Source organism: Ruegeria sp. BJ5 (genome assembly GCF_056537865.1).
In genome coordinates, this window is the sequence record NZ_JBQFSH010000001.1 from 317,566 (window position 1) to 339,405 (window position 21,840).

Consider the following 21,840-nt stretch of genomic DNA (forward strand, 5'->3'; position numbering starts at 1 on the left):
AAAATGGTAATTTACGCAGGGTAATTGAGCAAGCTTGAGATGATCTTTGCCAGAAATGTGCGTAAAAGCTGGCGGCAATTGCCGAAATCCGGCCGATTGGATCGCAAAGCGTGTTGTCAGAGCAGCAGGTGTTCGAACCGGTTACTTGCTGTGGCCTGTCATGTCGTACAGGGCTGAAATCTGTTCGGCGCTCAGCTGGCGAGGGTTCAGGCCTCGGGTCAGCAGGGCGAGTTTTGCGGTTTCCTCCAGTTCTTCCATTGCGAAACTGGCCGCCCAGATGTCTTTGCCGGCAACCACAGGGCCATGATTGGCCAGCAGCACCGCGCTGCGCTGTCCGGCCAGTCCCCGGACCGCATTTCCCATTTCAGGGTCGCCGGGCAGGAAGAATGACAGTAATTTCACCCGACCGACCCGCATGATTGAATACGGGGTCAAAGGCGGCAGAACGTCTTCGGGGTCAACTTCGGGAAGCATGGACCAGGCCACCGAATGCGTCGAGTGGAGGTGGACCACAGCCCCGGTCTGCTGCCTTGTGTCGTAGAAGGCCGAGTGCAGAGGGACTTCCTTGGTCGGCAAGTCGCCATCAATGTGCTGAAACCGGGCATCCAGATGGCTGATCCGTGCCGGGTCGAGAAACCCCATCGAACTGCCGGTCGGCGTTACCAGGATCGTTCCGTCGGACAGCCGGGCCGAGATGTTGCCCGACGCGCCGCAGGTCAGTCCCCGGTCGAACATCGACTTTGCAAGCAGACAGATTTCTTCCCGCAGCTTCGCCGCCTCGCTCATTGTTGTTGCTCCATTCTGTTCAAGGCGTCCGCAAAGAAATCGGGGCCGCCGAAATTGCCCGATTTCAGCGCCAGTGCAACGGACGGGGTGCCGGCCAGGAGTACCATGGGAACGCCGGCTGCCAAGCGGGGGCCGATCTGCAACTGCTGTGCGCGCAGGCCCTGGACAACCGCGCCCGAAGTCTCACCCCCTGCAATGACCATCCGTCGGAAGCCCGCGGTCCGCAGGCTGCGGGAGAGATCAGAGAACAGGTTTTCGATCGCGGCAGATGCCTTTTCCTTGCCGAAGGAGCCCTGTGCTTGCCTCACGACTTGTGGATCGGCCGAAGAGTAGATCAGCGGCGGTTGTTTCTGCTCGAGCGCCCAGTTGACCAATTCTTCCACCGAGATCGAGCCGCTGACCGCGTCCCGCGCGGTGACCTCGCGGTGTGGGGCGATGTCCCGGTAGCGCGCGACTTGCTCTCGGGTGGCGCGACTGCAGGATCCTGACAGCACAATGCCGGGTCCGGACACGCCGTCCCACTGTGGGTGTCGCGGTTTGAAGCCAAAATTTTCTGGCAACCCAAGCGCGATCCCGGACCCGCCGCAAAGGAGCAAGGTATCGCGGGCAGCCTTGCCGATTTCCAGCAGGTCTGCGTCGCGGATTGCGTCGACGATCGTATGACCTTTGGGAGGCAGGGCAGACCGAATGGCCGCAGCCCCCTGCATGACCACCAAGGCGGCCACATGATGGATCGGACGGGCGGACTGAGCGGCCAGCAGACGCCGGAGATCAGGGTCGGTCATCGGAGTCAGTGGATGGTTCTGCATGCCGCTTTCACTCAACAGCTTGTCCTGCACGAACAGGTGCCCTTGGTAAACGCTGCGCCCATTTTCGGGAAAAGCCGGACAGACGATCGTGGTCTGAGCGTTCAGCCTTTCCGCAAGCGCATCCAGAACCGGACCGATATTGCCATTTGCGGTGCTGTCGAAGGTCGAACAGACCTTGAAGACGATTTGCTGCGCACCCTGGGACAGCAGCCAGTCACAGGCTGCCAGACTGTCGCGCACCGCCTCGTCAACCGGGGCCGTGCGCGACTTGAGCGCAACCACGGCCGCATCCAGATCTTGGTCCGTGTGGGCCTTTGGGATGCCAACAAACTGGCTGACGCGCATGCCGCCCTCGGCGAGGGTCAGACCAATGTCGGATGCACCGGTGAAATCATCGGCAATGACTCCGATCTTCATAGTTTGATCTCTCTGATTGGCCCCGTGTCTAGACGGTTGATGTGGTCGGCTGGTCCCGGGGGAAAAACGGACCGGACCAGTGGATCGTGGCCTGGGATGATCAGGCCAGGGGCGGACGCGAGGCTTTGCAGCTTGTCAAAGCCCTCCAGCATGTCCTGCAGGTCGACCACAATGGGAAATGGTTTTCGGGCCATGAAGTTCTCGTAGTAATGCGATGCGTCCGAGGCCAAAACCATCCAGCCGCTGGCAGTCCGGACACGTACGCATTGCAGCCCGCGGGAGTGGCCGCCGATGCAATGGACCGTGACTCCGTCAGCCAACTCGGCATCGCCGTCATGGAAAACCACTTTGCCGGAATAAAGCCGCTTGATCGCCTCGCAGATATGACCGGCCGAAAATGGCGCGCGCAGAGTGTCGTGGCACATGCAGGGACCCGTGGCAAAGGCCATCTCGGCCGCCTGCATATGCAACGTGGCGTTTGGAAACAGGTGCAGACCCCCTGCGTGGTCATAGTGCAGGTGCGTGACGATCACTTGCTGAATGGCCTCTGGCGCGATCCCGAATGGCCGCAAGGCATCACGTGGATCCATGGCAATAGGCCGTCCGCGGCTCAGCCCTTCGTCGGTGTCATATCCGGTATCCACCAGAATGACCTGCGTGCCGCGCTTGAGCAGCCACAAGTAGTAGTCCATGGCATGAGGGGCAGCGTGATCGTCATCCAGTATGAAACTGTCGGCGCGGGTGCGGGCATTTCTGTCCGCATATTTGATGGCATAGACTTCCCAGTCGTTCATCGCATGACCTCGGAGAACGTGTTGACCTGCTTTCGGACCACCATATCCGAAACTGCCAGATTGAATGTCTTGAAATGCGGACTGTCCAAGTGGATCCTGAACGCTTCGGCGTTCGAGTAGATCTCATACAAAAAAACGATGGCCGGATCGTCCCCTGCGCAGACGTCGAATTGGAGGCACCCGGGCTCGTAGCTCAACGACATGCGCGCGTTGTCCAGCATCAGAGGCAGGAAACGATCGCGTGTCCCGGGCTTCAACTCGAAGGTTACGGTGACGGCATACATCAGGCGGGCGCTCCTTTCAGACGGGCGAACAGGCGTTTGACCGGAGGCAATTGGCTGAGGATCAGCGCCACGTTCAACACCAGCAGAATTGCTGCTCCGGGTCGAGAAACAAATACCGACAGATCGCCATCCGACAGGAACAGTGACCGGCGGAATGTCTCGTCGAACAACCCACCAAGGATGACGCCAATGACCAGCGGCGCAATCGGATACTTCATCAGGTTCATGAAATACGCCACGAAGCCGACCCCCAGCATAAGGTAAAGGTCATTGACCCCGCCCCCCACACTGAATGACCCAATCGTGGTCAGAACCATCACGACGGGCAAGAAAACGGTTTGCGGGATTTTGAGAATCTTGATGAAGACCCGCGCGGTGAAAAGGCCCATCAGGAACATCGTCAACGATGCCAGCACCAAGATGGCCACGACCCGCAAGATGATTTCGGGGTCGATCGTAGGGCCGGGGATGACGTTGTTGATTTTGAAGGCCCCCAGCAGCGCGGCCGCGGGTGGCGAGCCGGGGATGCCCAGCACCAAAAGGGGGATCAGTGCGCCGCCGATACAGGCGTTGTTGGCGGTCTCTGAACACAAAAGCCCGTCCAGTGAACCTTTGCCGAAGTTTTTCCCATCCTTCGAAACGGTTTTGCCGACACCGTAGCTGACCCATCCGGCAACATCCTCGCCGACGCCCGGCAGGGCACCAACGCCGGTGCCGATCACGCCGGACCTGCCGATGGTGGGCAGGTGACGGCGGACCGTCGAGAGATTTGGCAGGATCGAGCCTTTCAGAGCCATAACCTTGCCGGCTTCGACATGTCGCAGGCCTTCGATGATCTGAGGGATCGCGAAGGCCCCCATGAGAACGGGCACCACCTGGAACCCGCTCAGCATGTAGGACCAGCCAAAGGTGTAGCGGGGCTCGGAAAGCAAGGGGTCAAGTCCGACCATGGCCATGGCAAGCCCGATCAGACCAGAAATCCACCCTTTGAGCACGAGGTCCTCGCTCATGAGGGTGCCAGACAGAAGGATGCCGAACAGGGCTAGTAACGCCTTTTCGGGGCTGGCGATGTTCTTTGAAACAAGCAGCAGCGCCCAGACGAAGATCAGGAGCGTGAGTGTGCCGATGATGGTCCCGATGAAACTGGCCGTCGTCGTCAATCCAAGGGCCTCACCGCCGCGTCCGGCCTTGGCAAGTGGGTGACCGTCCATTGCGGTGGCGGCGCTGGCGGCGGTGCCGGGGATGTTCAGCAGGATCGAGGGGTAGGACCCGCCGTAAATCGCCCCGACATAAGCGCCCAGCAGCGCGATCAAAGAGTAATCCAGCGGGATCTTGTTGCCGAAGAAACCGGTCAGAATGGTCACGGCAAGGGTTGCGGTCAGGCCGGGCAATGCACCGAATGTAATACCCAGAAAGACCGAGAAAACCAGATAGAGGTAGGTCAGCGGATCGGCGACCAGCGCAGCGAAGGCATGGCCGAATCCCGCCAGCTGAGACAAGACGAACTCCATGGTCTTAGCCTTTCCAGATCGGGCGGAGCGTCACGTAGTAGTGGTACTCGATTTGTTGAAACAGCAGGCCACCGCGCGCCGGAACGTTCTGGCGAAATCCGAAGGCCATGGCGCAAACCAGGGTAAACGGCGCGAGGATGGCTATGTAGGGAACAACCCGCAAAAGCCGCTCGGACCGGGCCTTGACCAAAACCGGGATCGTCAAGGCGACCCAAATGCCCAACGTGACCCAGTCGTCCGCATGTGCGTTCCAGTCGGCTTGAGCAGGGTAGAGCAACCAGGACGTGAACCCAGCCAGGCAAACGGAGCCGCAGGCGATCATCGCGCGCCGCGGGTGCCCACCGTAATACCCAAATATGAGAGCGGTGATCAGAAGGCCGGAACACAGGATGAAATCGACGCGCGGCACCAGCCCGCCCACATAAGCCAGAAGGATCAGGCCAATGGTGGAAAAGCGAAATGCTTCGTCAGGGTTCCAGCCGATGCCAGCCGCACCAAGGGCGTGCCGCGCCCCGCCAGACCGGACCGAGATCACGAACAGCGCGATCGAGAGGCACAACAGGCCCACAAAGATGAACAACGGAACAATGGCTGCTGAGTCGTACCATTGGGTACCGCTGACCCCCGCCTTGTTTTTTCCCCACAGGGGGATGTCCATGGTCTTCCACAGGAAGAACACCGATGTTGCCCCCAAAACCAGCGACGCCCAGAAATCCCGTGCGCGCAGGACCAGAATGTCCTCAGCCTTTTCCAACTTTGCCCTCCCGTGCAAAAAAAAAGGGGCGCGGAACCGCGCCCCCAAGATCGTTTGTCGCTCAGGGCTTCTCGATGCCCAGAGAGGCCGGATCGACGGTCGTCGCACCCAAGTCTTGCAGGGTGTACGCAAAGGTGGATTCCAACGTCGAGAACAGCTTCTGCGCCTCGGGTCCGTACTGTCCGCCGATGTCATAATTGTTTGCTGCGGCCCAATCGGCCACGGCCTGCGAGGCCATGGCTTTCTGGAACGCATCCGCCAGTTTTGCCTTTACATCGTCGCTTGCCGAATTGTGGACCGCAAAGCCGATTGCCTGTTTCAGCGGCAAATATTGGTCGAGCCCGTCATAGATGCCAAAGGCCGAAGGAACGGTCATTCCCGCGATTTCCGCGTTTTCAGGCGTCAGCATCGCCAGAGGGCGCAACTGTCCGCCTTCGATCAGCGGGGCCTGTTCCGCCAGCGAGGTCACGACCAGCGCAACTTCACCGGCGATGGCGGCCTCTTGCCCCGGAGCTGAGCCTTTGTAGGGGACGAATTTGAACTCGGCGCCCGAGCCCTTTTCGATGGCCAGCAGGTTCAGGTGGTGGATGGATCCCGCACCCGAGGCTGCCGCGGGGATGGTTCCGGGCGCGGCCTTCGCCGCGTCCACCAACTCTTCAAGGCTGTTGTAGGGGCTGTCTGCGGGAACCGAGATCAAATCAGGCGAGCCGCCAACGATGAATGGAAACCAGTAGTCGAACTTTTTGTCCCAGCCGCCCTGGACGGCGGCGGTCACGTTTGATTCGGAAAGTCCGACCAACGTATAGCCGTCATCAGGCTGGTTCATGACGTAGACCATTCCGTTTGAACCCGCCACGCCTCCGGTCTGGTTGATCACGTTGATCGACACCGGCAGGTGTTTCTCCATCTCGGCCATGATCATCCGGTTGATGGTGTCGGTGCCGCCTCCGGCGCCCCAGACGACGGCGGTGGTAATGTCCCGGTAAGGATACTCCTGCGCGCTGGCGAGCCCTGCGGCACCTGCCGTCATTAGGGCGGCCGCGGCCAACCTTGCGATTTTCGACTTCATCTTTTCCTCCCAGATGCAGTGATGTGTTTGTTATTGCATTTATTTGCGTATACGTTACACAATGCGTTGTCAACGACCGGAATTGATTTAAGGTCGAACGCAAGAACACAGGAAAAGGACGCAGGGCGCATATGGCCGAGAAACTACAGATTGCAGTGTTCCACGGGGACGGGATCGGCCCGGAAATCATGGCTCCGACGCTAAGCATCCTTGCGCAGCTGTCTGAGCAGACCGAGGACTATACACTTGAGTTTCGGGAGGTTTCGGCCGGGGCAGCCCACTATGCGCAAACCGGAGAATCATTTCCGAAAACTTCAATGGATGCGGCGCGGCAGGCGGATGCCATTCTATTGTCCGCGATGGGTTTGCCGGACGTTCGGTACCCGGATGGGACTGAGATTTCCCCGCAGATCGACCTCCGCAAGGCGCTGGGGCTGTTTGCCGGTGTGCGCCCTGTGCGGGTGAGGGCCGGGCAGGCGACACCATTGGCCCTGCCACCGGGCAAGGAAATTGACTTCGTTCTGATCCGCGAAAGTACTGAGGGGTTGTTTCACACCCAGGGGTGCGGAGAAGTGACCGAGGATGAGGCGCGCGAGACGCTGCTGATCACCCGAGAGGTCTGCGAAAAGCTGTTTCGGTTTACCTTCCAGTTGGCGCATGACCGAAGGGCATCCGGGCAGGGTCTGGGTCGAGTCACCTGTGTGGACAAGGCCAACGTCTTCCGGGCCTTTGCATTCTTCCGAGATCTGTTCGATGCCGAGGCTGAGCGTCACCCGGACCTGGTTGCGGATCATGCCTATGTGGATGCAACGGCCTTGTGGATGGTTCAGAAGCCTTGGGAATTCGATGTTCTGGTCACGGAAAACATGTTTGGAGACATTTTGTCTGACCTTGGGGCCGGGCTGATGGGAGGGCTGGGTCTGGCACCCTCGGCTGACATTGGTCTGGATCATGCGGTGTTCCAGCCGTGTCACGGTTCCGCCCCCGACATTGCCGGGGAGGGCATCGCCAATCCGTTTGCCATGTTCCAGTCGGCGGCGATGATGCTGGAGTGGCTTGGGTTGCGGCATCAGATCCCGGCGTTGTCGCGCGATGGGCAACGGCTGCACGCCGCAGTCGACAGCGTCGTGTCCGAGGGCCGAGTTCTGACCCGTGATCTGGGCGGAGAAGCCGACACGCTGGCCTCAGCGCGGGCGGTAGCGGACAGGGTGTTCTCGGTGTGAGCAGCCAGCAGTTCATTCGTGTCGCCTGTGTCGGCGCCGGCTATTTCAGCCAGTTCCACTATGGCAGCTGGCGCCGCATACCGCAGGTTCAACTGGTGGCCGCATGTGATCGCGATCTCGAGAAGGCGGCCGCCACTGGGTTGCCTGCCTATGATGATCTGCCGTCGATGCTGACCCAGGAAACGCCCCAGCTGTTGGACATAATCCTGCCGCCTGACGGTCATGCCGACGCAATTCGCGTCGCGCTGGACGCGGGTGTGGGTTGGATCCTGTGCCAAAAACCGTTTTGTCGATCTCTGGCAGAAGCGGAGGATGTACTGAAGGACGCTCGGGATGCCGGAGCCACCGTCGTTGTCCACGAGAATTTTCGCTTTCAGCCGTGGTATCGGGTGATGAAGGACGCCCTGACACGCGGGGATATCGGGACACCGCTGCAGGCCACGTTCCGGCTGCGCCCGGGCGACGGGCAGGGGCCTCGCGCTTATCTTGATCGGCAACCCTATTTTCAGAAGATGCCGCGTTTTCTGATCCACGAAACGGCGGTGCATTGGGTCGATACGTTTCGGTTCTTGTTCGGCAATCCGGTCTCGGTTTACGCCGATCTGCGGCGGATCAACCCTGTCATTGCCGGAGAGGACGCAGGCTATGTCATCTTTGAGTTCGAAAACGGGTTGAGGGCCGTGTTCGATGGCAACCGGAACCTGGATCATGCCTCGGACAATCTGCGCCGCACCATGGGGGAGGCCCTGATCGAAGGCACCGGCGGAACACTGACGATGGATGGCTTTGGCGCCGTTGGGCTGCGGGAATTCGGCAGCCAGAGCAGCGTGCAGTTGCTTGCGCCCGATAAATGGGAGGGCTTTGGTGGCGATTGCGTGCACGCATTGCAGCAGCATGTCATATCCGGTCTTCTAAATGGAACGCATTTGGAAAATACTGGCCCGGACTATCTGGACGTTATCCGCATTGAGCAGGCGATCTACAGATCTGATGCGGAGGGCAGGAAAATCGTTTTGGAGGCCGAATGAAAAACGAGACCGGCAAGGCTCTCTCGAATACTCAGCGCGCGGTGCGGGACTTGCGGCGGATGATCCTGACCGGAGAGTTGGCCGCGGGCACCGACCATCTGGAAACCGAACTGGCCGAGCAGTTGGGGATGTCGCGCACGCCGGTTCGCGAAGCAGCGCTGATGCTGGAAAGCAAGGGCCTGTTGGAAATGCGGCCGCGCAAAGGGGTGCGGATCCTGCCGGTATCTCCGGATGATATGCGCGAGATCTATGACATTTTGACCGAGTTGGAGAGCCTTGCAGCCGAACGCGCGGCCGAGGCCGGATTTTCTGAACAGGACCTTCAGCCGTTGGCGGACTCGATCGCCCAAATGGATCGCGCCATCGGTGAGGAAGACCTGGAGGCGTGGGCCAAGGCCGATGACCTGTTCCACCGCGAGCTTGTCCGGTTGGGTGGCAACCGACGGGTGGAAAGCATCGTTTCCATGATGAGCGACCAGGTCCGCAGAGCGCGGGCCTCGACCCTGTTCATTCGCCCGTTACCGGTCAAATCGAATGAAGATCACCGTGCGGTCTACACCGCAATCCGTGACGGCAAACCTGATGTGGCGCGCGACCGGCATCGCCAGCACCGGCTGCATGCCAAATCCGTCATCATCGACATCTTGGAAAAGCATCGGCTGAACAAGCTGTAGCCAGTCAGTTCGGTCACCCCGCTGGCCGTACTTCTGCCAGTGGTGCAATCTGGACTTCCAGTCCCAACAGGGGATATGGCCAATAAAGCGGCGCGATGCGAAAGGACTTCCGGTGCAGATAACCCAGCAGATGGCAGGCGACAGCGTCTATTACATCAATCTGGACCGTGTGCCCGAGCGCCGGGCGTTCATGGAGGCGCAGTTTCTGAAGGCGGGCCTTGTGGGGGCACATAGGATCAGTGCGACGGATGCCAGTCAGCCGGGTGCGTTGGAGCAAAACGGATATGTTGCGGGAACGGGAACGCGCTGGGGTCTGACGACCAGCGAAATCGCCTGTTTCGAAAGCCATAGATCGGTTTGGCAGCGGATCGTCGATCGGAACCTTCCGGCCGCTGTCGTCTTTGAGGATGATGTGGAAATGTCCTCTGACGCTGGCCGGGTGATCACCGAAGTGCTGAACCACCCGGAAGCCTATGATTGCGTCAAATTGGATTACTCGCCCCGGTCACTGCGCTTTGGGCCGGAAACCGGGATCGGAAATGTCCGCGTGCGCCCAATGTTGGAAATGGCGCCAAGTGCGGCGGCCTATGTTCTGTCACAGGCTGGCTGCCGCAAACTGTTGGCCTGGTCGCAGAGATATTCTGACCATCTCGATGACTTTCTGTCGTTGCCGCGCAGGGATTGGAACATGTTTCAATGCTTTCCGGCCGTTGGTGTTCAAATGATCTGGTCGGGACGGCAGGAGCAGATCGACGAACCGGTCAAAAGCAGTGAGCGAACCCAAAACGCAGCCACGAACAGCGGATTGGACAAGGGCCCCACATGGTTTCGGCTGCGGCGCGAGCTTCAGTCGGCCGGCCGCAAACTGAAATGGAAGCTGGGCGGTCAGGCGCGGCTTGTCCAGCGCGGCGGCATGGTGGACTTCATTCCCTGTGCCGACGATCTGATCGTGCGCCCTTGGTCCTGAAGTCTTTGAGCCGATGGTGAAAAACCGAGCGGTTCCAACCATCCGCGCCGGTCGCAAAGCGCATAAACGTTAACAAAACTCTCGATTTGATATAACCTCACAGTGTTATTGCGCGATTTTTTGGGGTTTTGGTGTGGGTCAAACGATTTACGAGAAATACGGCGGGTTCAAAACCATCAGCCGGATCGTGATGACATTTTACGAAATGGCATTGGAATCGGATGAGATCGGAGGCTACTTCGAAGACATCGACATGCCTCGGTTGATCGATCATCAAACCAAGTTCGTTTCGTCTCTGGTGGGTGGACCAGCGTCTTTCAGTGATGATCGGATCGAGGCCGTGCATCGGCACCTCAACATCAGCCATGATGATTTCGACGAGATGGCTACGCTGTTCGGTGAAGCACTTTCAATTCATGGAATGACCGAAGATGACGTGCAGGTCGCGCTGGCTGCGATCGAGGGCAAGAGGGCGATCATCGTTGCCCGGGATGCGGCATGAGCATTCTGGCCATCAACGAGCATCTGCTGCGTGCCATCGGGGTCGGTGTTGCAGTATTGCGGGCCTCGGACCTGACCTTCGTGTTCCACAATGGCCCATTCGCCGAATGGTTCGGCAAGCCCGAGCCCGGTCAGACACTTTTGGATATTTTGCCGGATCTGGACCAGCGCGAGCTGGATGACGTCAAGCAATCGGGCCTGCGGTATTCGGCAGAGCTGCAGATGAAACCGAAACGCCGCACGCTGATCTTTGCTGTAACGATTTCCTTGGCCAATGGGATGGATGAGCAGGTTCTGGTTGTCGAATGTCAGAACATCACGAAAATTCGTGAACTGGAGAGCATGATCGACAGCTATTCGACCATGGTCGAGCGCAACACCCGCGAGTTGGAAAGAGAAAAGGAACGGGTCGAACGGCTTTTGCTGAATCTGATGCCGCGCGCGGTTTATGAAGAGTTCAAAACCTTCGGCGTAGTAACGCCTCAGCTGTATGATCAGGTTTCCGTGGTCATGCTGGATTTCGTCGGCTTTACGGATTTTGCGGCAAAAACCGACCCTACGGTCACTCTCAGTGAGTTGAATGACATCTTCACCGCCTTCGACCGGATCGTCGAACAGTTCGGCTGTGAACGGATCAAGACGATCGGCGACGCTTATCTTGCGGTGTCAGGCATGCCCGACGCCACGCCCGACCATGCCACGGCGGTTGCGCATTGTGCGGTCCGATTTCTGCGGTATCTGGAACGGCGCAACGAAAGTCATCCGCACAAATGGCAGGCCCGGATCGGGCTTGGCATGGGGCCGGCCGTTGGGTCCGTGGTAGGGATCCAGAAATACGTCTATGACGTTTTTGGACCGGCCGTGAATATCGCATCGCGGTTGCAGGTCTTTGCGAACCCCATGAACATCGTTGCCCCGGAAGAGATGAAATACGCCCTGATCGATGAATTTCAGGTCTCGGACCTGGGTCCGGTCGACATCAAGGGGATGGGCATGATGGATCTGATCAATGTCACCTCACGGCTGAACGCACCACATGCCAGCAGGATGTTCTGACGATCATTCGTCGGGCGGCACCAGCCCCAACCCTCTGAGGTATATGCCGATCCCGGATTCCAAAAGGTCTTCGGGTGGGAAAGGCGAGCTGGCACCTGCATTGCGGGCATAAAGCTCTACGACACCATGACTCATCGCCCAGATATGCGCGCTGAACATAGACGCCGGTGGGCGCTTTTCCGGCGGGATGTGTTCTGAAAGATCGGCCGCAGCCATTTCCAGAACCTCTTTTGCCCGGTTGGCGGCCAACGCCAGCTCGGGCGTCCGGTTGACCGAGATTCCGCTTTCGAACATCGAGATGTAATGGCCGGGATGCTTGCGCGCAAACGCCAGATATGCACGCCCGGTCGCTTCGAAAGCGGCCAGCGCCGAGGGCTGCCCCTTGTCATAGGCATACTGCATGAGGTCCGCGAACATCTCGAACCCCTGACGGGCCGCCTCGGCGATCAGATCCTCGCGACCCTGATAGTGTCGGTAAACCGCGGCTGGGGTGACACCGGCCCGTTTTGCGGCTTCAGACAGGGTGAAGCCGGTCGGACCTTTTTCCTCGATCAGCGAGAGGGCGGCGTCGATCAGCGCCTGTTTAAGATTCCCATGGTGATAGCCGCGTTTGGTCATTCCGACGGCACCTGCCTGTGTTTGCGTGCTCTTTTACCAACCAGACATAATGCACGCGGGGCAGCAGGTCCAATCCTTGAGACATGATCAAAGGGACTAATGCTTGACCAAAGACGCCCTAGACTACGCATCCCAGATTTCCGGTCCGCCACAAATCATCGGGTCGGGCTCGCCAACGGCTTCGACGTCCTTTTCGTCATAGTCCACATTCGACAATACCGCCCGGATTGCCGCAAGCCGCGCGCGCTTCTTGTCGTCTGAACGGATGATCGTCCAAGGGCACAGATCGGAATGGGAGCGTGTCAGAGATTCGGAAATCGACTGCGTGTATTCATCCCATTTGCCCAGACCGGCGATGTCGATAGGGCTCAGTTTCCATTGTTTCAGCGGGTCATTCTCGCGCGCGAGAAACCGATTGAGCTGTTCTGCGCGTCCGACGTTGAGCCAGAACTTGAAAAGGTGAATGCCGTCATGCACAAGCCCGATCTCCAGCGGCATGACTTGCCTGAAGAAGCGTTCCCGCTGGTCTGCGGTACAGAATCCAAAGACGTTTTCGACGACCCCCCGGTTGTACCAGCTGCGATCGAAGAAAACGATCTCGCCGGCTGATGGCAGGTGCTGGATGTACCGCTGGAAATACCATTGGCTGCGCTCGGCGTCGGAGGGTTTGCTGAGGGCGACATTGCGGGCGCCACGCGGGTTCAGGTTTTCCCGGAATCGCTTGATCGTACCGCCTTTGCCTGCTGCATCCCGGCCCTCGAACACGATCGCGATGCGTTGTCCGGTTTCCTTGACCCATGCCTGCATCTTGACCAGTTCGATCTGCAGGGCCTCCATCTGATTGTCATAGTCCTTGCGCTTCATCCTCTCCTGATATGGGTAGCTGGGGTTGAGGATGTCGCCTTTTTCAGCGTCTTCGATGGCCTTTCGCACGCTCTCGGGAGCGTCGTTCCGAAAGTAGCTGTTGATTGCTCGGTCCGCTGCACGGGTCATGAGTTGCCTCGCCATAAAATCCAGTTTCTACTATGGATTACGGGCGGGGTTAACGCAAATCCGCTCGTTCCGCGGCGCGTTCGATCGCAGCAGCAACTTCTGGAGCGGCCACCACTTGAGGCATGTGACCCATACCTTCAAGTTCGATCAGCTCAGCGCCGGGGATTTGTTCGATCAACCGCTCGGAATGCCAGCCCAGCCCAACTGTGGTGTCTGCCGTACCATGCACAATTTCGGTGGGCACCGAAATCTCGGGGTAGCGCGGTTGCAGCTCGGCAACTTCGTTCAGGAGGTTGGCCCGTTGTTTTGCGTTGGCATGCATCGACGACCGGCGGAGCGTCAGGGGCGGGCCAAAGTGCTCGGCATAGCCTTCGGGTGCCGCCTGGGGGGCAAAGACCGTATCCAGGGCCTTGTTGACGTACCAGTCCGGAACGTAGGCGGTGATCAACGGCAGGACGAGAGCATTTCCCCAGGCTGTCGAGGTAATCCGGTTGAAGGAATCGAGCGGAGTTTCCCATGGCACCGCGGCCGGGGCGATCAGGACCAGAGCCGAGATGTTGTCAGGTCGCGTCACAGCCCAGGCCAGCGATACCGACCCGCCATAGCTTTGACCGGCTACGATGGGTTTGTCGGCCCCCAGCATCGCGGCAGCTTTCTGCAGGATTTCTGCCTGCTCAACGATGGTTTCGCCCTCCGCCGAGAAGCTCTGAGAATAGCCCAGCCCCGGTCGGTCAAATACAATGACCCGAAAGGATTTTGCCAGCAACGGCGCAAGAGCAAACGTCATGTCCCGGGTATTGCCGCTGGACCCGTGGATCAGGACGACATCCGGGCCTTCGCCCATGACGACGGCATGTACAGCAACGCCGTCGACATCCAATATCTGACCCTCTGGCGGAAACGCGGCCTCGGCCCGGGCCTCATGGCGTGCGGCAAGCCAAGCCGTCAAAGCCGCAAAAAGGGCCGCAAACAGGCCTAGGTATATCAACGACTTAATGACCAATTTTCGTCATGTCGAAAGGAGTGGTCTGGTAGATTTCGTTGATCCAGTTCCCATACAGCAGATGCGCATGGCTACGCCACCGATTCTGAGGCGTGCGGGACGGGTCATCGTCGGGATAATAGTTGATGGGTACGTTGATCGGAGTGCCATTGGCCACGTCCCGATCGTATTCCTGTTTCAGCGTGTCACTGTCGTATTCGAAGTGATTGAAGATATACAGCGCCCGGTTCTGCCGATCTTCAACCAGACACGGACCGACCTCGTCGCTGCCCAGAAGGGTCACAAGCCCTTTGGCAGCGTCGATTTCATCCTGCCGGACTTCGGTCCAGCGACTGACCGGGATCACGCAGTCATCCGAGAAACCTCGCAGGAAAGGCGAGGCCGGCGACAGGTTCCGATGCCGGAAACACCCAAACGCCTTGGCGTCCAGCATATGCTTTTTTACGCCATGAAAATGATAGATCATCGCCATGCCACCCCAGCACACGCCGAAGGTCGAATGCACATTGGTTCGGGTCCATTCAAACACCTCGGTCAGTTCGTCCCAATAGGTGACGTCCTGAAATTCCAGATGCTCGATGGGGGCGCCGGTGATGATCAGGCCGTCAAATTTCTGGTCCTTCACGTCCTGAAAAGGGCGGTAGAACTCTTCCATGTGTTCGGCCGCGGTGTTTTTCGTCTGATGCTCGGTCATGCGGATCAGAGACAACTCGATCTGCAGCGGCGTCGCGCCGATCAACCGGGCAAACTGGTTTTCGGTCTGGATTTTCTTCGGCATCAGGTTCAGCAACCCGATCTTCAGGGGCCGGATGTCCTGCCGTGCAGCCTGATCCTCGGCCATGACCATGACGCCCTCTTTCGTCAGAACGTCAAAGGCCGGGAGGTCGGACGGAATCTTGATAGGCATGAGGCGGGTTTTTCCAGTTTCTTCTGAAGCGTTCTAGTTAGGACGCCGCGGCGCGGGTCTCAAGTGTGCTCTCGATCAACTCATCGAAATCACGCGCATCCCGCACCTTTCCGATTGCGTCGGCGGTAACAGTGACCCCCCAATTCTCAGCCATGGATTGGTATCTGGGCTGACGGTGGGCCAGGGCGCGGGCATAGGTCCAGCGGATGAAGTCGTCGGGATTGACCTCTGCCTCGGCGCAGCCGTGCTGATCAAGGTATTCCTGCCAGGTGCGCGTCAGGAAATCGGCCTGATAAGACATCGGTTTGGGGGCCTTGTCGAACCGTCGGATCAGTTCGGCGGTGTGGTCGTCGTCGCCCTTGATCCAGACCATCAGGGTCTGGCGCGAGAGTTCCGACAAGACGTGGTCGGAAGGATTGTCAGGGTCCACCCATTCGCAGATTGACCCGCCGGTGTCACAGATGAAATGCGGGTACCCGTACAGACGCTGAGCGCGGTCAATGAAATATTCGGTGTCCAGCAGAGCGTGGATTTCGGCCTGCCGGAACTGCTCTTGTCTACGCCGATATTCCGGCATCGCCAGCCCACCCACGGCCGGGTTTCCGGGCTTGCCCAGATAGGCGGCGACCGGCGTCAGGTTTTCGAACGAAATGTTGGAACCGATATAGATCGAGTCAGAGAGCAGCAGGTCCCGCAGAAAGGGAACTTTCATGGCTTCAGCCTTGGCGTTGTCGGTGATGTACTCACCCATGTAACGCGTGCCAATTCGATAATCGATCGAGTAGTGGAACCAGTCGCCCGAGTCGCGAAGGATGTTCGAAACGTAAGTCTTGCCCAAGCCGGACATGCCGAAAAACAGCACCTTTTTGCGCGCCGCTTCGCGCCAGTCCTTCGCCGAGCTGTAGATCATGTGCAACCGTCCCTTGTTTTGTCCTAGCTAAATCGGCCCGGCGATGGCGTCAATCTCGGCTGCGGGATCGGCTTAGGATCAATAGCCCCAATGCAAGGATCGCAAAGCCGATGAAGGCGTTCGGGGCAAGGGTTTCGTGCCGGACATAGGCGCCGAGCAGAATGGCGACCGGAGGGATGATCAGGGTGACCAGCAGCAAGTTGCCGCTGCCGGCTGCGGCCAGAACCCTGTAGTACAGCAAGTAGGCACCAGCCGTAGCGACGAGTGCGTAATAAGCTACGGCGAGCCAAGTTGTCATAGGCAGGTCGAACGATGGCACACCGTCGACGAACAGCATTACCGGCAGCATGACGATGGTTGACCCGCTCAGCATTCCCGCCGCCGCAACCTGCGGCGCCAGGCCTGACAAGCGCAGACGGGCCCATACAGCCGCCAGCGCATAGGATACGGTCCCCGCCAGAATGGCCAACTGAGCAGCGCTTTGCAGGCTGAACCCAAGGAAATTGTGCAATCCGATTGCGGTGGAAACTCCGCCAAAGCCAAGCGCAACACCCACGGCTCGACGTTTGGTCAGTCGCTCGTCGGGAAAGAATGCAGCCGCAACCAGAACACCGAAGATTGCCGTGGCAGCGTTCAAGATCGAGGTCAGACCGGTGTCGACATACAATTGGCCCCAGGCCATCAGCGAGAAGGGCAATACGTTGTTCAGCAGACCCATGACCAGAAAAGCGCCCCAAATACGCGGGTCCCTCGGTATCGTTTCTCGGCGGAGGAGAACGACGGCCCAAAGTGCAAGCGCGGCCCAGAAAACGCGATGAAACACGGCCGTCATCACAGGTATCGTGTCCAGTGCGACGCGGATCGCCAGGAAGGACGCGCCCCAGATCAGTCCAAGAAGAATGAGCTCGAACCAAGCAAGGGCGGAGAGGGATTTTTGTTGCGTCATGGCTATTTCTTGCATGTTTCTGTTTGCCTCACGCGGAATACTTGCATTCGACAATTCGGTAAGCGACCCGGATCATGCGAAAAACCCCGCCACAAGGGCGGGGTTTTCCAATTCTGTATGAGCGTATCCCTTAGTTCAGGGCGTAGGTCACCTGAATACCAACGCTCCACGCGCTGTTTCCAGAGAAGTTCGCCCGCGCCGCGGGGCCAGCACCGTCAGCGGTTGCGTCGCCCAGGTCGGTATAGCGAACGCCGCCCGAAATCTTGGCGCGTTCCATCGAGTAGGTGCCGCCAAGGCCGATGCTCCAGAACCCGTCGGTCGGACCCAGGTTGGAAACGGGCTCATTGGTTGCCGATTCATAGCCAAGGGTCACTGCGCCCGAGAACTGTTCGGAGAACTGGTAGCCAAGACCCAGCGAATAGGTCCAGGTCGGATCGTCATAGTCCACAAGCGCGCTGGTCGGCGGATAGTTCGGGGGATCGTAAACCGTTTGCGGCCAATCGACCCAGCGGATCGATCCGAACAGCAGTGTCCTGGGGGCAACGCCGGTCTGGAAGTCCAGGTTCACCGATTGCGGAGAAACGACCTCGCTGGAAGTGTCGAATGTCGCCACGGTTCCAGGCGGGATCGGCGGGATTGGGATTGGGTTCACCGACTCCGTTTGCGACAGGTCATGGGAAATTTTCGAGTTGTAGGTCAGCGCCACGCGCGCTGCGATCTCGGGCTTTTCCCAAGCCACACCTACGACGTAACCCAGCGCGGTATCCTTGTCGGCATTCACCTCGTAACCGGCCGCCGCCGGCACGGCAACGTCAGCGCTGAGCCGCTGAATACGCAGACCACCGATGGCGCTGAAGCCGCCGTCGAACTTGTAGCGCAACAGGGCAGTAATTGCCTCTGTGTCGGCTTTCGCGCGCAGAACGTCAGTGCGACCGCCCGGGATCGGGTTCTGCGAGAGCGGGTAGTTCGAACCGTAGGCGATATCGGCACCGAACGGTTCGTCATAGATCAGCGCAAAGTCGAGTTGGTCGGTGAAGGCGTGCTTGTACGCGAGATGAGGCGAGAAGAAGTCGTTTGCAACGTTGCCCGAGTCCACGCCCAGCATCGTGCCGCTTACGCTTGGGTTGGTGTAGCCCAGGCGAAACTGTACGACGGAACCTTCCTCAAAGATAATGTTGATGCCTTGCCCACTACGGTCGATACCGCCGGCATGAGCGGCGGTCGCCCCTGCACAGAGCACGCACGCCTGTAACAGCGCTTTCTTCATGTATTCCTCCCTTTTCACTATCCGGCGCCACAGTATTGATTGTCTTGTGAGTGTCAGTGGCGGTGATTTCTGTGGCCATTATTCACGGGGAGTTTAAAAAAACGTCAACCACTGACCATACGTTAGTTTCTGCCAGTGACCGAACGTCAGTTTTTGTGTGTGGTTTTTGCCAGAGTGCCCGATCCCGCGCGGCCTTCGGACCAGACATTCAGGAAGATGCCCGAGAAAATCACGACGGCGCCCAGCATGGTCCACTGATCCAGGGGTTCGTGATACAGCAGCATCCCAACAATGGCGATCGTCGGCAGGCGCGCGAAATCAAAGGGAATAACGACCGTGGCCGGAGCGATGGCAAGCGCGTTTGTAATGCAGAAATGGGCCAGCAGGCCGGCCAGCCCGACCAGCAACAACAGGGGCGCGCTTTGAGCGGTTGGCAGGACGATCTGCCCGTCCGCTCCGGCAACAGCAAGACCCATTGCGGCCTGCATCGTAGTCAGCCAGAAAACGATGCATCCGATGCTGGCGAACCCTGTCAGTTTCTTCGTCGAAATCGTTGTAAGCGCAAAGAAAACAGCCGAGGAGGCCGCTGCAAGAACACCGGGCGTGAGCGGTGTGGCTCCGGGTCGGGCGACGATCAATATGCCTGCGAAACCTATGATTGCCGACATGACCCGCGTGGGTGTCAGGCGTTCGCCCAGCAGAAGCGGAGACAGGAGTACGACCCATATCGGTTGCGTAAATTCCAACGCAAAAACCTGCGCCAGCGGGATGACGCTGACAGCGTAGAACCACAGGTTTTGGCCCGCAAAATGCAACGAGTTTCGAACCGCGTGCAGACCCAGACGTTGTGTCGATACCTGGTGCCATTTGCCGGTTGCCGTCAAAACGGCCGAAACGACGATGACGCCGACAATGCTGCGGTACATCATGATTTCAAACGTGTCGTGCGTCAGGCTAAGCTCGCGCCCGGCAACGGCCATTGACGAGAAAGAAGCGATCGCCCCGGTCATCCACAGCGCGGTTTTGGCAATCATCGATTTGCTATCGCGCATGTTTCGATCCTTGGGCTGAGCGTGCGTTTGGCCACCGAACCAAAACCGACGCCGGTTCACAACAACAAAAAAGCCGGGTCAGCGCCCGGCTTTTGGTGTCATTCCCATTCGATCGTGCCCGGAGGCTTGGAGGTGATGTCATAGGTGCAACGGTTGATGCCCTTGACCTCGTTGATGATCCGGGTGGCGGTTTCGCCCAGGAATTCGTGGGTGAACGGGTAGTAATCGGCCGTCATTCCATCAACCGAGGTCACCGCCCGCAGGGCGCAGGCATAGTCATAGGTGCGCCCGTCGCCCATCACGCCGACTGTGCGCACCGGAAGGATCGCGACGAAGGCCTGCCAGATCTCGTCATACAGGCCGTGCTTGCGGATCTGGTCGATATAGATCGCGTCGGCCTCGCGCAGGATTTCCAGCTTTTCGCGGGTGATCTCGCCCGGGCAGCGGATGGCCAGACCCGGTCCGGGGAAGGGGTGGCGGCCGATAAAGCTGGGCGGCAGGCCCAGTTCACGGCCCAGCGCGCGCACTTCGTCCTTGAACAGTTCACGCAGCGGCTCGACCAGTTTCAGGCCCATCTTTTCGGGCAGGCCGCCGACGTTGTGATGCGATTTGATCGTGACTGACGGGCCGCCGGAAAACGACACCGATTCAATGACATCGGGGTACAGCGTGCCCTGGGCCAGGAACTCGGCGCCCTCGATCGTGTCGGCGTGTTTCTGGAATACGTCGATGAACAGCTTGCCGATGATCTTGCGCTTGGTTTCGGGGTCCGAGACGCCGTCGAGCTCTCCCAGGAACAGCTCGCTTTCATCCGCGTGGATCAGTTGGATGTTGTAGTTGTCGCGGAACATCGAGACGACTTCCTGCGCTTCGTTCTTGCGCAGCAGGCCGTGATCGACGAAAACGCAGGTCAGCTGGTCGCCGATCGCCTCGTGGATCAGGATAGCGGCGACCGAGCTGTCGACACCGCCCGACAGACCGCAGATCACCTTCTTGTCGCCGACCTGTTCGCGGATCTTGCGGATCATCTCGTCGCGATAGGCGCCCATGGTCCAGTCGCCCTTGAACCCGGCCAGCTTCACGAAATTCTCGTACAGTTTTGCGCCCTTGGGGGTGTGGTGCACCTCGGGGTGGAACTGAACGGCATAGAAATGGCGGTCGGTATCGGCGGTGATCGCGAAGGGCGCGTTGGGCGAGGTGCCGAACACCTCGAACCCCGGTGCGACTTGGCTGACATGGTCGCCGTGGCTCATCCAGACCTGTTCGTTGCCATCGGTGAACCAGCCCTCGAGCAGGTCGAGCTTGCCGCGCGGCGTCACGAATGCCCGTCCGAACTCGGCGGTGCCGTGGCCGCTTTCAACCTTGCCGCCCAGCTGGTGCATCATGACCTGCTGGCCATAGCAGATGCCCAGGATCGGAACGCCATACTCGAATATCTCTTGCGGGACGCGCGGTGATCCCTCGCGGGTCACGCTGTCCGGCCCGCCCGAAAAGATGATGGCGCGCGGGGCCATGTCACGCACAAAATCCGTCGTGACGTTCTGGTAGGGGTGGATTTCGCAATAGACGTTCAACTCGCGCAGGCGGCGGGCGATCAGCTGCGTTACCTGGCTGCCGAAGTCGATGATCAGAAGGCGGTCATGGGATGTCTCGGTCATACCCGGCCTTTAGGTCGGAAGCCTTGCATGTGCAAGCGCCTTGACGTCATTTGGCGGGAAAGAGTGACGCGGAGCGCATTGAATGACCGGAATTTCGCTCAGAAGGGCTGTGGCAACCGATGCGGAGCCCATCCGCCGATGTATCGAAGCGGCCTATGCCGCAGCGCGCCAGTCCATCCCCGACTTGCCGGATGTGACCGAGGGGGTCGAGGAGGACATTCGCGACCGGAACGTCGTTGTCGCCGCGGATGAAACATCCCTGCAGGGTGTCGTGGTTTTTGGTTTCGAAAGAGAAACCGCGATGATCTTCAATCTGGCCGTTTCACCGGATGCGCAAGGGCGGGGCATTGCTCGGCAGTTGCTCGATTTCGTCGCGACAGAGGCTCGCGAAAACGGGGTTTGGAGCATGCGCCTGACAACCCACCGCCTGATGGCGGACACCCGCGCGATGTACTGTCATCTTGGGTGGCAGGAGACCGGGCACGAGGGGAACAAGGTTTATTTCAGCAAGCCAACCTGACGCGCCGTAAGGCCTGTTGCTGGTGCTGGACAGCGCGGAATATGTCGCTTTTCCCCCTATTGCGCCGGAATCCACATCTGATGAAGTCGCGGC

23 protein-coding genes are annotated in these 21,840 nt (G+C 59.1%); 7 read left to right on the forward strand and 16 right to left on the reverse strand.

The features are described 5' to 3' along the window. Nucleotides 1-141: 141 nt before the first annotated feature. From otnC to ACR0NY_RS01565, 7 genes are all read right to left on the reverse strand, one after another. Nucleotides 142-786, reverse strand: a complete 645-nt coding sequence (gene otnC, locus ACR0NY_RS01535) for a 3-oxo-tetronate 4-phosphate decarboxylase (protein ID WP_170368359.1) — start codon at nucleotides 784-786, stop codon at nucleotides 142-144. Beyond that, nucleotides 783-2,012, reverse strand: coding sequence for a 3-oxo-tetronate kinase (otnK, locus tag ACR0NY_RS01540; protein WP_170368360.1), 1,230 nt, complete (start codon nucleotides 2,010-2,012; stop codon nucleotides 783-785). Before otnK ends, otnC begins: the two co-directional genes overlap by 4 nt. Continuing rightward, nucleotides 2,009-2,806, reverse strand: a complete 798-nt coding sequence (locus ACR0NY_RS01545; RefSeq protein WP_170368361.1) for an N-acyl homoserine lactonase family protein — start codon at nucleotides 2,804-2,806, stop codon at nucleotides 2,009-2,011. Before ACR0NY_RS01545 ends, otnK begins: the two co-directional genes overlap by 4 nt. Beyond that, nucleotides 2,803-3,090 carry a putative quinol monooxygenase gene (locus ACR0NY_RS01550; protein WP_170368362.1) on the reverse strand — a complete coding sequence of 96 codons (288 nt, stop codon included), beginning with the start codon at nucleotides 3,088-3,090 and terminating at the stop codon, nucleotides 2,803-2,805. Before ACR0NY_RS01550 ends, ACR0NY_RS01545 begins: the two co-directional genes overlap by 4 nt. Beyond that, nucleotides 3,090-4,601: a tripartite tricarboxylate transporter permease gene (locus ACR0NY_RS01555; RefSeq protein WP_170339470.1), complete on the reverse strand. Its 1,512-nt coding sequence runs from the start codon at nucleotides 4,599-4,601 to the stop codon at nucleotides 3,090-3,092. The genes ACR0NY_RS01550 and ACR0NY_RS01555 overlap by 1 nt, the downstream gene beginning before the upstream one ends. Nucleotides 4,602-4,605: 4 nt before the next feature. Then, nucleotides 4,606-5,355, reverse strand: coding sequence for a hypothetical protein (locus ACR0NY_RS01560; RefSeq protein WP_170368363.1), 750 nt, complete (start codon nucleotides 5,353-5,355; stop codon nucleotides 4,606-4,608). A 61-nt stretch (nucleotides 5,356-5,416) separates the two neighbouring features. Beyond that, a complete protein-coding gene (locus tag ACR0NY_RS01565) occupies nucleotides 5,417-6,424 on the reverse strand; it encodes a Bug family tripartite tricarboxylate transporter substrate binding protein (RefSeq protein ID WP_093962939.1) in 1,008 nt (335 codons plus the stop codon). A gap of 131 nt (nucleotides 6,425-6,555) precedes the next feature. On the opposite strand from ACR0NY_RS01565, the gene ACR0NY_RS01570 reads away from it, so the two are divergent. The 6 genes from ACR0NY_RS01570 (at nucleotide 6,556) to ACR0NY_RS01595 (ending at nucleotide 11,873) form a co-directional block, all read left to right on the forward strand. Next, the gene (locus tag ACR0NY_RS01570) at nucleotides 6,556-7,647 is read left to right on the forward strand and encodes an isocitrate/isopropylmalate dehydrogenase family protein (RefSeq protein WP_170368364.1); all 1,092 of its coding nucleotides are present in this window, start codon (nucleotides 6,556-6,558) and stop codon (nucleotides 7,645-7,647) included. After that, nucleotides 7,644-8,675 carry a Gfo/Idh/MocA family protein gene (locus ACR0NY_RS01575; RefSeq protein ID WP_170338906.1) on the forward strand — a complete coding sequence of 344 codons (1,032 nt, stop codon included), beginning with the start codon at nucleotides 7,644-7,646 and terminating at the stop codon, nucleotides 8,673-8,675. Before ACR0NY_RS01570 ends, ACR0NY_RS01575 begins: the two co-directional genes overlap by 4 nt. Next, nucleotides 8,672-9,349 (forward strand): GntR family transcriptional regulator, encoded by a 678-nt coding sequence (locus ACR0NY_RS01580; protein ID WP_170338904.1) that lies wholly within the window; start codon nucleotides 8,672-8,674, stop codon nucleotides 9,347-9,349. The genes ACR0NY_RS01575 and ACR0NY_RS01580 overlap by 4 nt, the downstream gene beginning before the upstream one ends. A 112-nt stretch (nucleotides 9,350-9,461) precedes the next feature. Further along, nucleotides 9,462-10,316 (forward strand): glycosyltransferase family 25 protein, encoded by an 855-nt coding sequence (locus ACR0NY_RS01585; protein WP_170368365.1) that lies wholly within the window; start codon nucleotides 9,462-9,464, stop codon nucleotides 10,314-10,316. 133 nt (nucleotides 10,317-10,449) lie between these two features. Then, complete coding sequence (locus ACR0NY_RS01590; protein WP_170338900.1) at nucleotides 10,450-10,818, forward strand: group I truncated hemoglobin; 369 nt, start codon at nucleotides 10,450-10,452, stop codon at nucleotides 10,816-10,818. Next, nucleotides 10,815-11,873, forward strand: a complete 1,059-nt coding sequence (locus tag ACR0NY_RS01595) for an adenylate/guanylate cyclase domain-containing protein (protein ID WP_093961896.1) — start codon at nucleotides 10,815-10,817, stop codon at nucleotides 11,871-11,873. Before ACR0NY_RS01590 ends, ACR0NY_RS01595 begins: the two co-directional genes overlap by 4 nt. 3 nt (nucleotides 11,874-11,876) lie before the next feature. Here ACR0NY_RS01595 and ACR0NY_RS01600 read toward each other — a convergent pair whose 3' ends face one another. From ACR0NY_RS01600 to guaA, 9 genes are all read right to left on the reverse strand, one after another. After that, nucleotides 11,877-12,491, reverse strand: coding sequence for a TetR/AcrR family transcriptional regulator (locus tag ACR0NY_RS01600; RefSeq protein ID WP_093961897.1), 615 nt, complete (start codon nucleotides 12,489-12,491; stop codon nucleotides 11,877-11,879). Between the two features lie 123 nt (nucleotides 12,492-12,614). Further along, complete coding sequence (ppk2, locus tag ACR0NY_RS01605; protein ID WP_170338898.1) at nucleotides 12,615-13,484, reverse strand: polyphosphate kinase 2; 870 nt, start codon at nucleotides 13,482-13,484, stop codon at nucleotides 12,615-12,617. 49 nt (nucleotides 13,485-13,533) lie between these two features. Further along, nucleotides 13,534-14,481, reverse strand: a complete 948-nt coding sequence (locus ACR0NY_RS01610; protein WP_437342581.1) for an alpha/beta fold hydrolase — start codon at nucleotides 14,479-14,481, stop codon at nucleotides 13,534-13,536. Beyond that, entirely contained in the window at nucleotides 14,477-15,394 is a 918-nt protein-coding gene (metA, locus tag ACR0NY_RS01615) for a homoserine O-acetyltransferase MetA (RefSeq protein ID WP_170338894.1), read from the reverse strand. Before metA ends, ACR0NY_RS01610 begins: the two co-directional genes overlap by 5 nt. A gap of 37 nt (nucleotides 15,395-15,431) precedes the next feature. Continuing rightward, complete coding sequence (locus ACR0NY_RS01620) at nucleotides 15,432-16,304, reverse strand: ATPase (RefSeq protein WP_170368366.1); 873 nt, start codon at nucleotides 16,302-16,304, stop codon at nucleotides 15,432-15,434. Nucleotides 16,305-16,353: 49 nt separating this feature from the next. After that, complete coding sequence (locus ACR0NY_RS01625) at nucleotides 16,354-17,250, reverse strand: DMT family transporter (protein ID WP_170338891.1); 897 nt, start codon at nucleotides 17,248-17,250, stop codon at nucleotides 16,354-16,356. Between the two features lie 130 nt (nucleotides 17,251-17,380). Next, a complete protein-coding gene (locus tag ACR0NY_RS01630; RefSeq protein ID WP_170338889.1) occupies nucleotides 17,381-18,517 on the reverse strand; it encodes an OmpP1/FadL family transporter in 1,137 nt (378 codons plus the stop codon). Between the two features lie 146 nt (nucleotides 18,518-18,663). Next, complete coding sequence (locus tag ACR0NY_RS01635) at nucleotides 18,664-19,569, reverse strand: DMT family transporter (RefSeq protein ID WP_170338887.1); 906 nt, start codon at nucleotides 19,567-19,569, stop codon at nucleotides 18,664-18,666. A gap of 98 nt (nucleotides 19,570-19,667) precedes the next feature. Next, entirely contained in the window at nucleotides 19,668-21,227 is a 1,560-nt protein-coding gene (guaA, locus tag ACR0NY_RS01640; protein ID WP_170338885.1) for a glutamine-hydrolyzing GMP synthase, read from the reverse strand. An 82-nt stretch (nucleotides 21,228-21,309) separates the two neighbouring features. Here guaA and ACR0NY_RS01645 point away from each other — a divergent pair, with 82 nt between their 5' ends. After that, nucleotides 21,310-21,747 carry a GNAT family N-acetyltransferase gene (locus ACR0NY_RS01645; protein WP_170338883.1) on the forward strand — a complete coding sequence of 146 codons (438 nt, stop codon included), beginning with the start codon at nucleotides 21,310-21,312 and terminating at the stop codon, nucleotides 21,745-21,747. The last annotated feature ends 93 nt before the right edge of the window (nucleotides 21,748-21,840 follow it).

Bases quoted from the DNA above. Each gene is read 5' to 3' on its own strand.
- otnC (WP_170368359.1), bottom strand. From the start codon at position 786: ATGAGCGAGGCGGCGAAGCTGCGGGAAGAAATCTGTCTGCTTGCAAAG.
- otnK (WP_170368360.1), bottom strand. From the start codon at position 2,012: ATGAAGATCGGAGTCATTGCCGATGATTTCACCGGTGCATCCGACATT.
- ACR0NY_RS01545 (WP_170368361.1), bottom strand. From the start codon at position 2,806: ATGAACGACTGGGAAGTCTATGCCATCAAATATGCGGACAGAAATGCC.
- ACR0NY_RS01550 (WP_170368362.1), bottom strand. From the start codon at position 3,090: ATGTATGCCGTCACCGTAACCTTCGAGTTGAAGCCCGGGACACGCGAT.
- ACR0NY_RS01555 (WP_170339470.1), bottom strand. From the start codon at position 4,601: ATGGAGTTCGTCTTGTCTCAGCTGGCGGGATTCGGCCATGCCTTCGCT.
- ACR0NY_RS01565 (WP_093962939.1), bottom strand. From the start codon at position 6,424: ATGAAGTCGAAAATCGCAAGGTTGGCCGCGGCCGCCCTAATGACGGCA.
- ACR0NY_RS01570 (WP_170368364.1), top strand. From the start codon at position 6,556: ATGGCCGAGAAACTACAGATTGCAGTGTTCCACGGGGACGGGATCGGC.
- ACR0NY_RS01580 (WP_170338904.1), top strand. From the start codon at position 8,672: ATGAAAAACGAGACCGGCAAGGCTCTCTCGAATACTCAGCGCGCGGTG.
- ACR0NY_RS01595 (WP_093961896.1), top strand. From the start codon at position 10,815: ATGAGCATTCTGGCCATCAACGAGCATCTGCTGCGTGCCATCGGGGTC.
- ACR0NY_RS01600 (WP_093961897.1), bottom strand. From the start codon at position 12,491: ATGACCAAACGCGGCTATCACCATGGGAATCTTAAACAGGCGCTGATC.
- ppk2 (WP_170338898.1), bottom strand. From the start codon at position 13,484: ATGACCCGTGCAGCGGACCGAGCAATCAACAGCTACTTTCGGAACGAC.
- metA (WP_170338894.1), bottom strand. From the start codon at position 15,394: ATGCCTATCAAGATTCCGTCCGACCTCCCGGCCTTTGACGTTCTGACG.
- ACR0NY_RS01620 (WP_170368366.1), bottom strand. From the start codon at position 16,304: ATGATCTACAGCTCGGCGAAGGACTGGCGCGAAGCGGCGCGCAAAAAG.
- ACR0NY_RS01625 (WP_170338891.1), bottom strand. From the start codon at position 17,250: ATGACGCAACAAAAATCCCTCTCCGCCCTTGCTTGGTTCGAGCTCATT.
- ACR0NY_RS01630 (WP_170338889.1), bottom strand. From the start codon at position 18,517: ATGAAGAAAGCGCTGTTACAGGCGTGCGTGCTCTGTGCAGGGGCGACC.
- ACR0NY_RS01635 (WP_170338887.1), bottom strand. From the start codon at position 19,569: ATGCGCGATAGCAAATCGATGATTGCCAAAACCGCGCTGTGGATGACC.
- guaA (WP_170338885.1), bottom strand. From the start codon at position 21,227: ATGACCGAGACATCCCATGACCGCCTTCTGATCATCGACTTCGGCAGC.
- ACR0NY_RS01645 (WP_170338883.1), top strand. From the start codon at position 21,310: ATGACCGGAATTTCGCTCAGAAGGGCTGTGGCAACCGATGCGGAGCCC.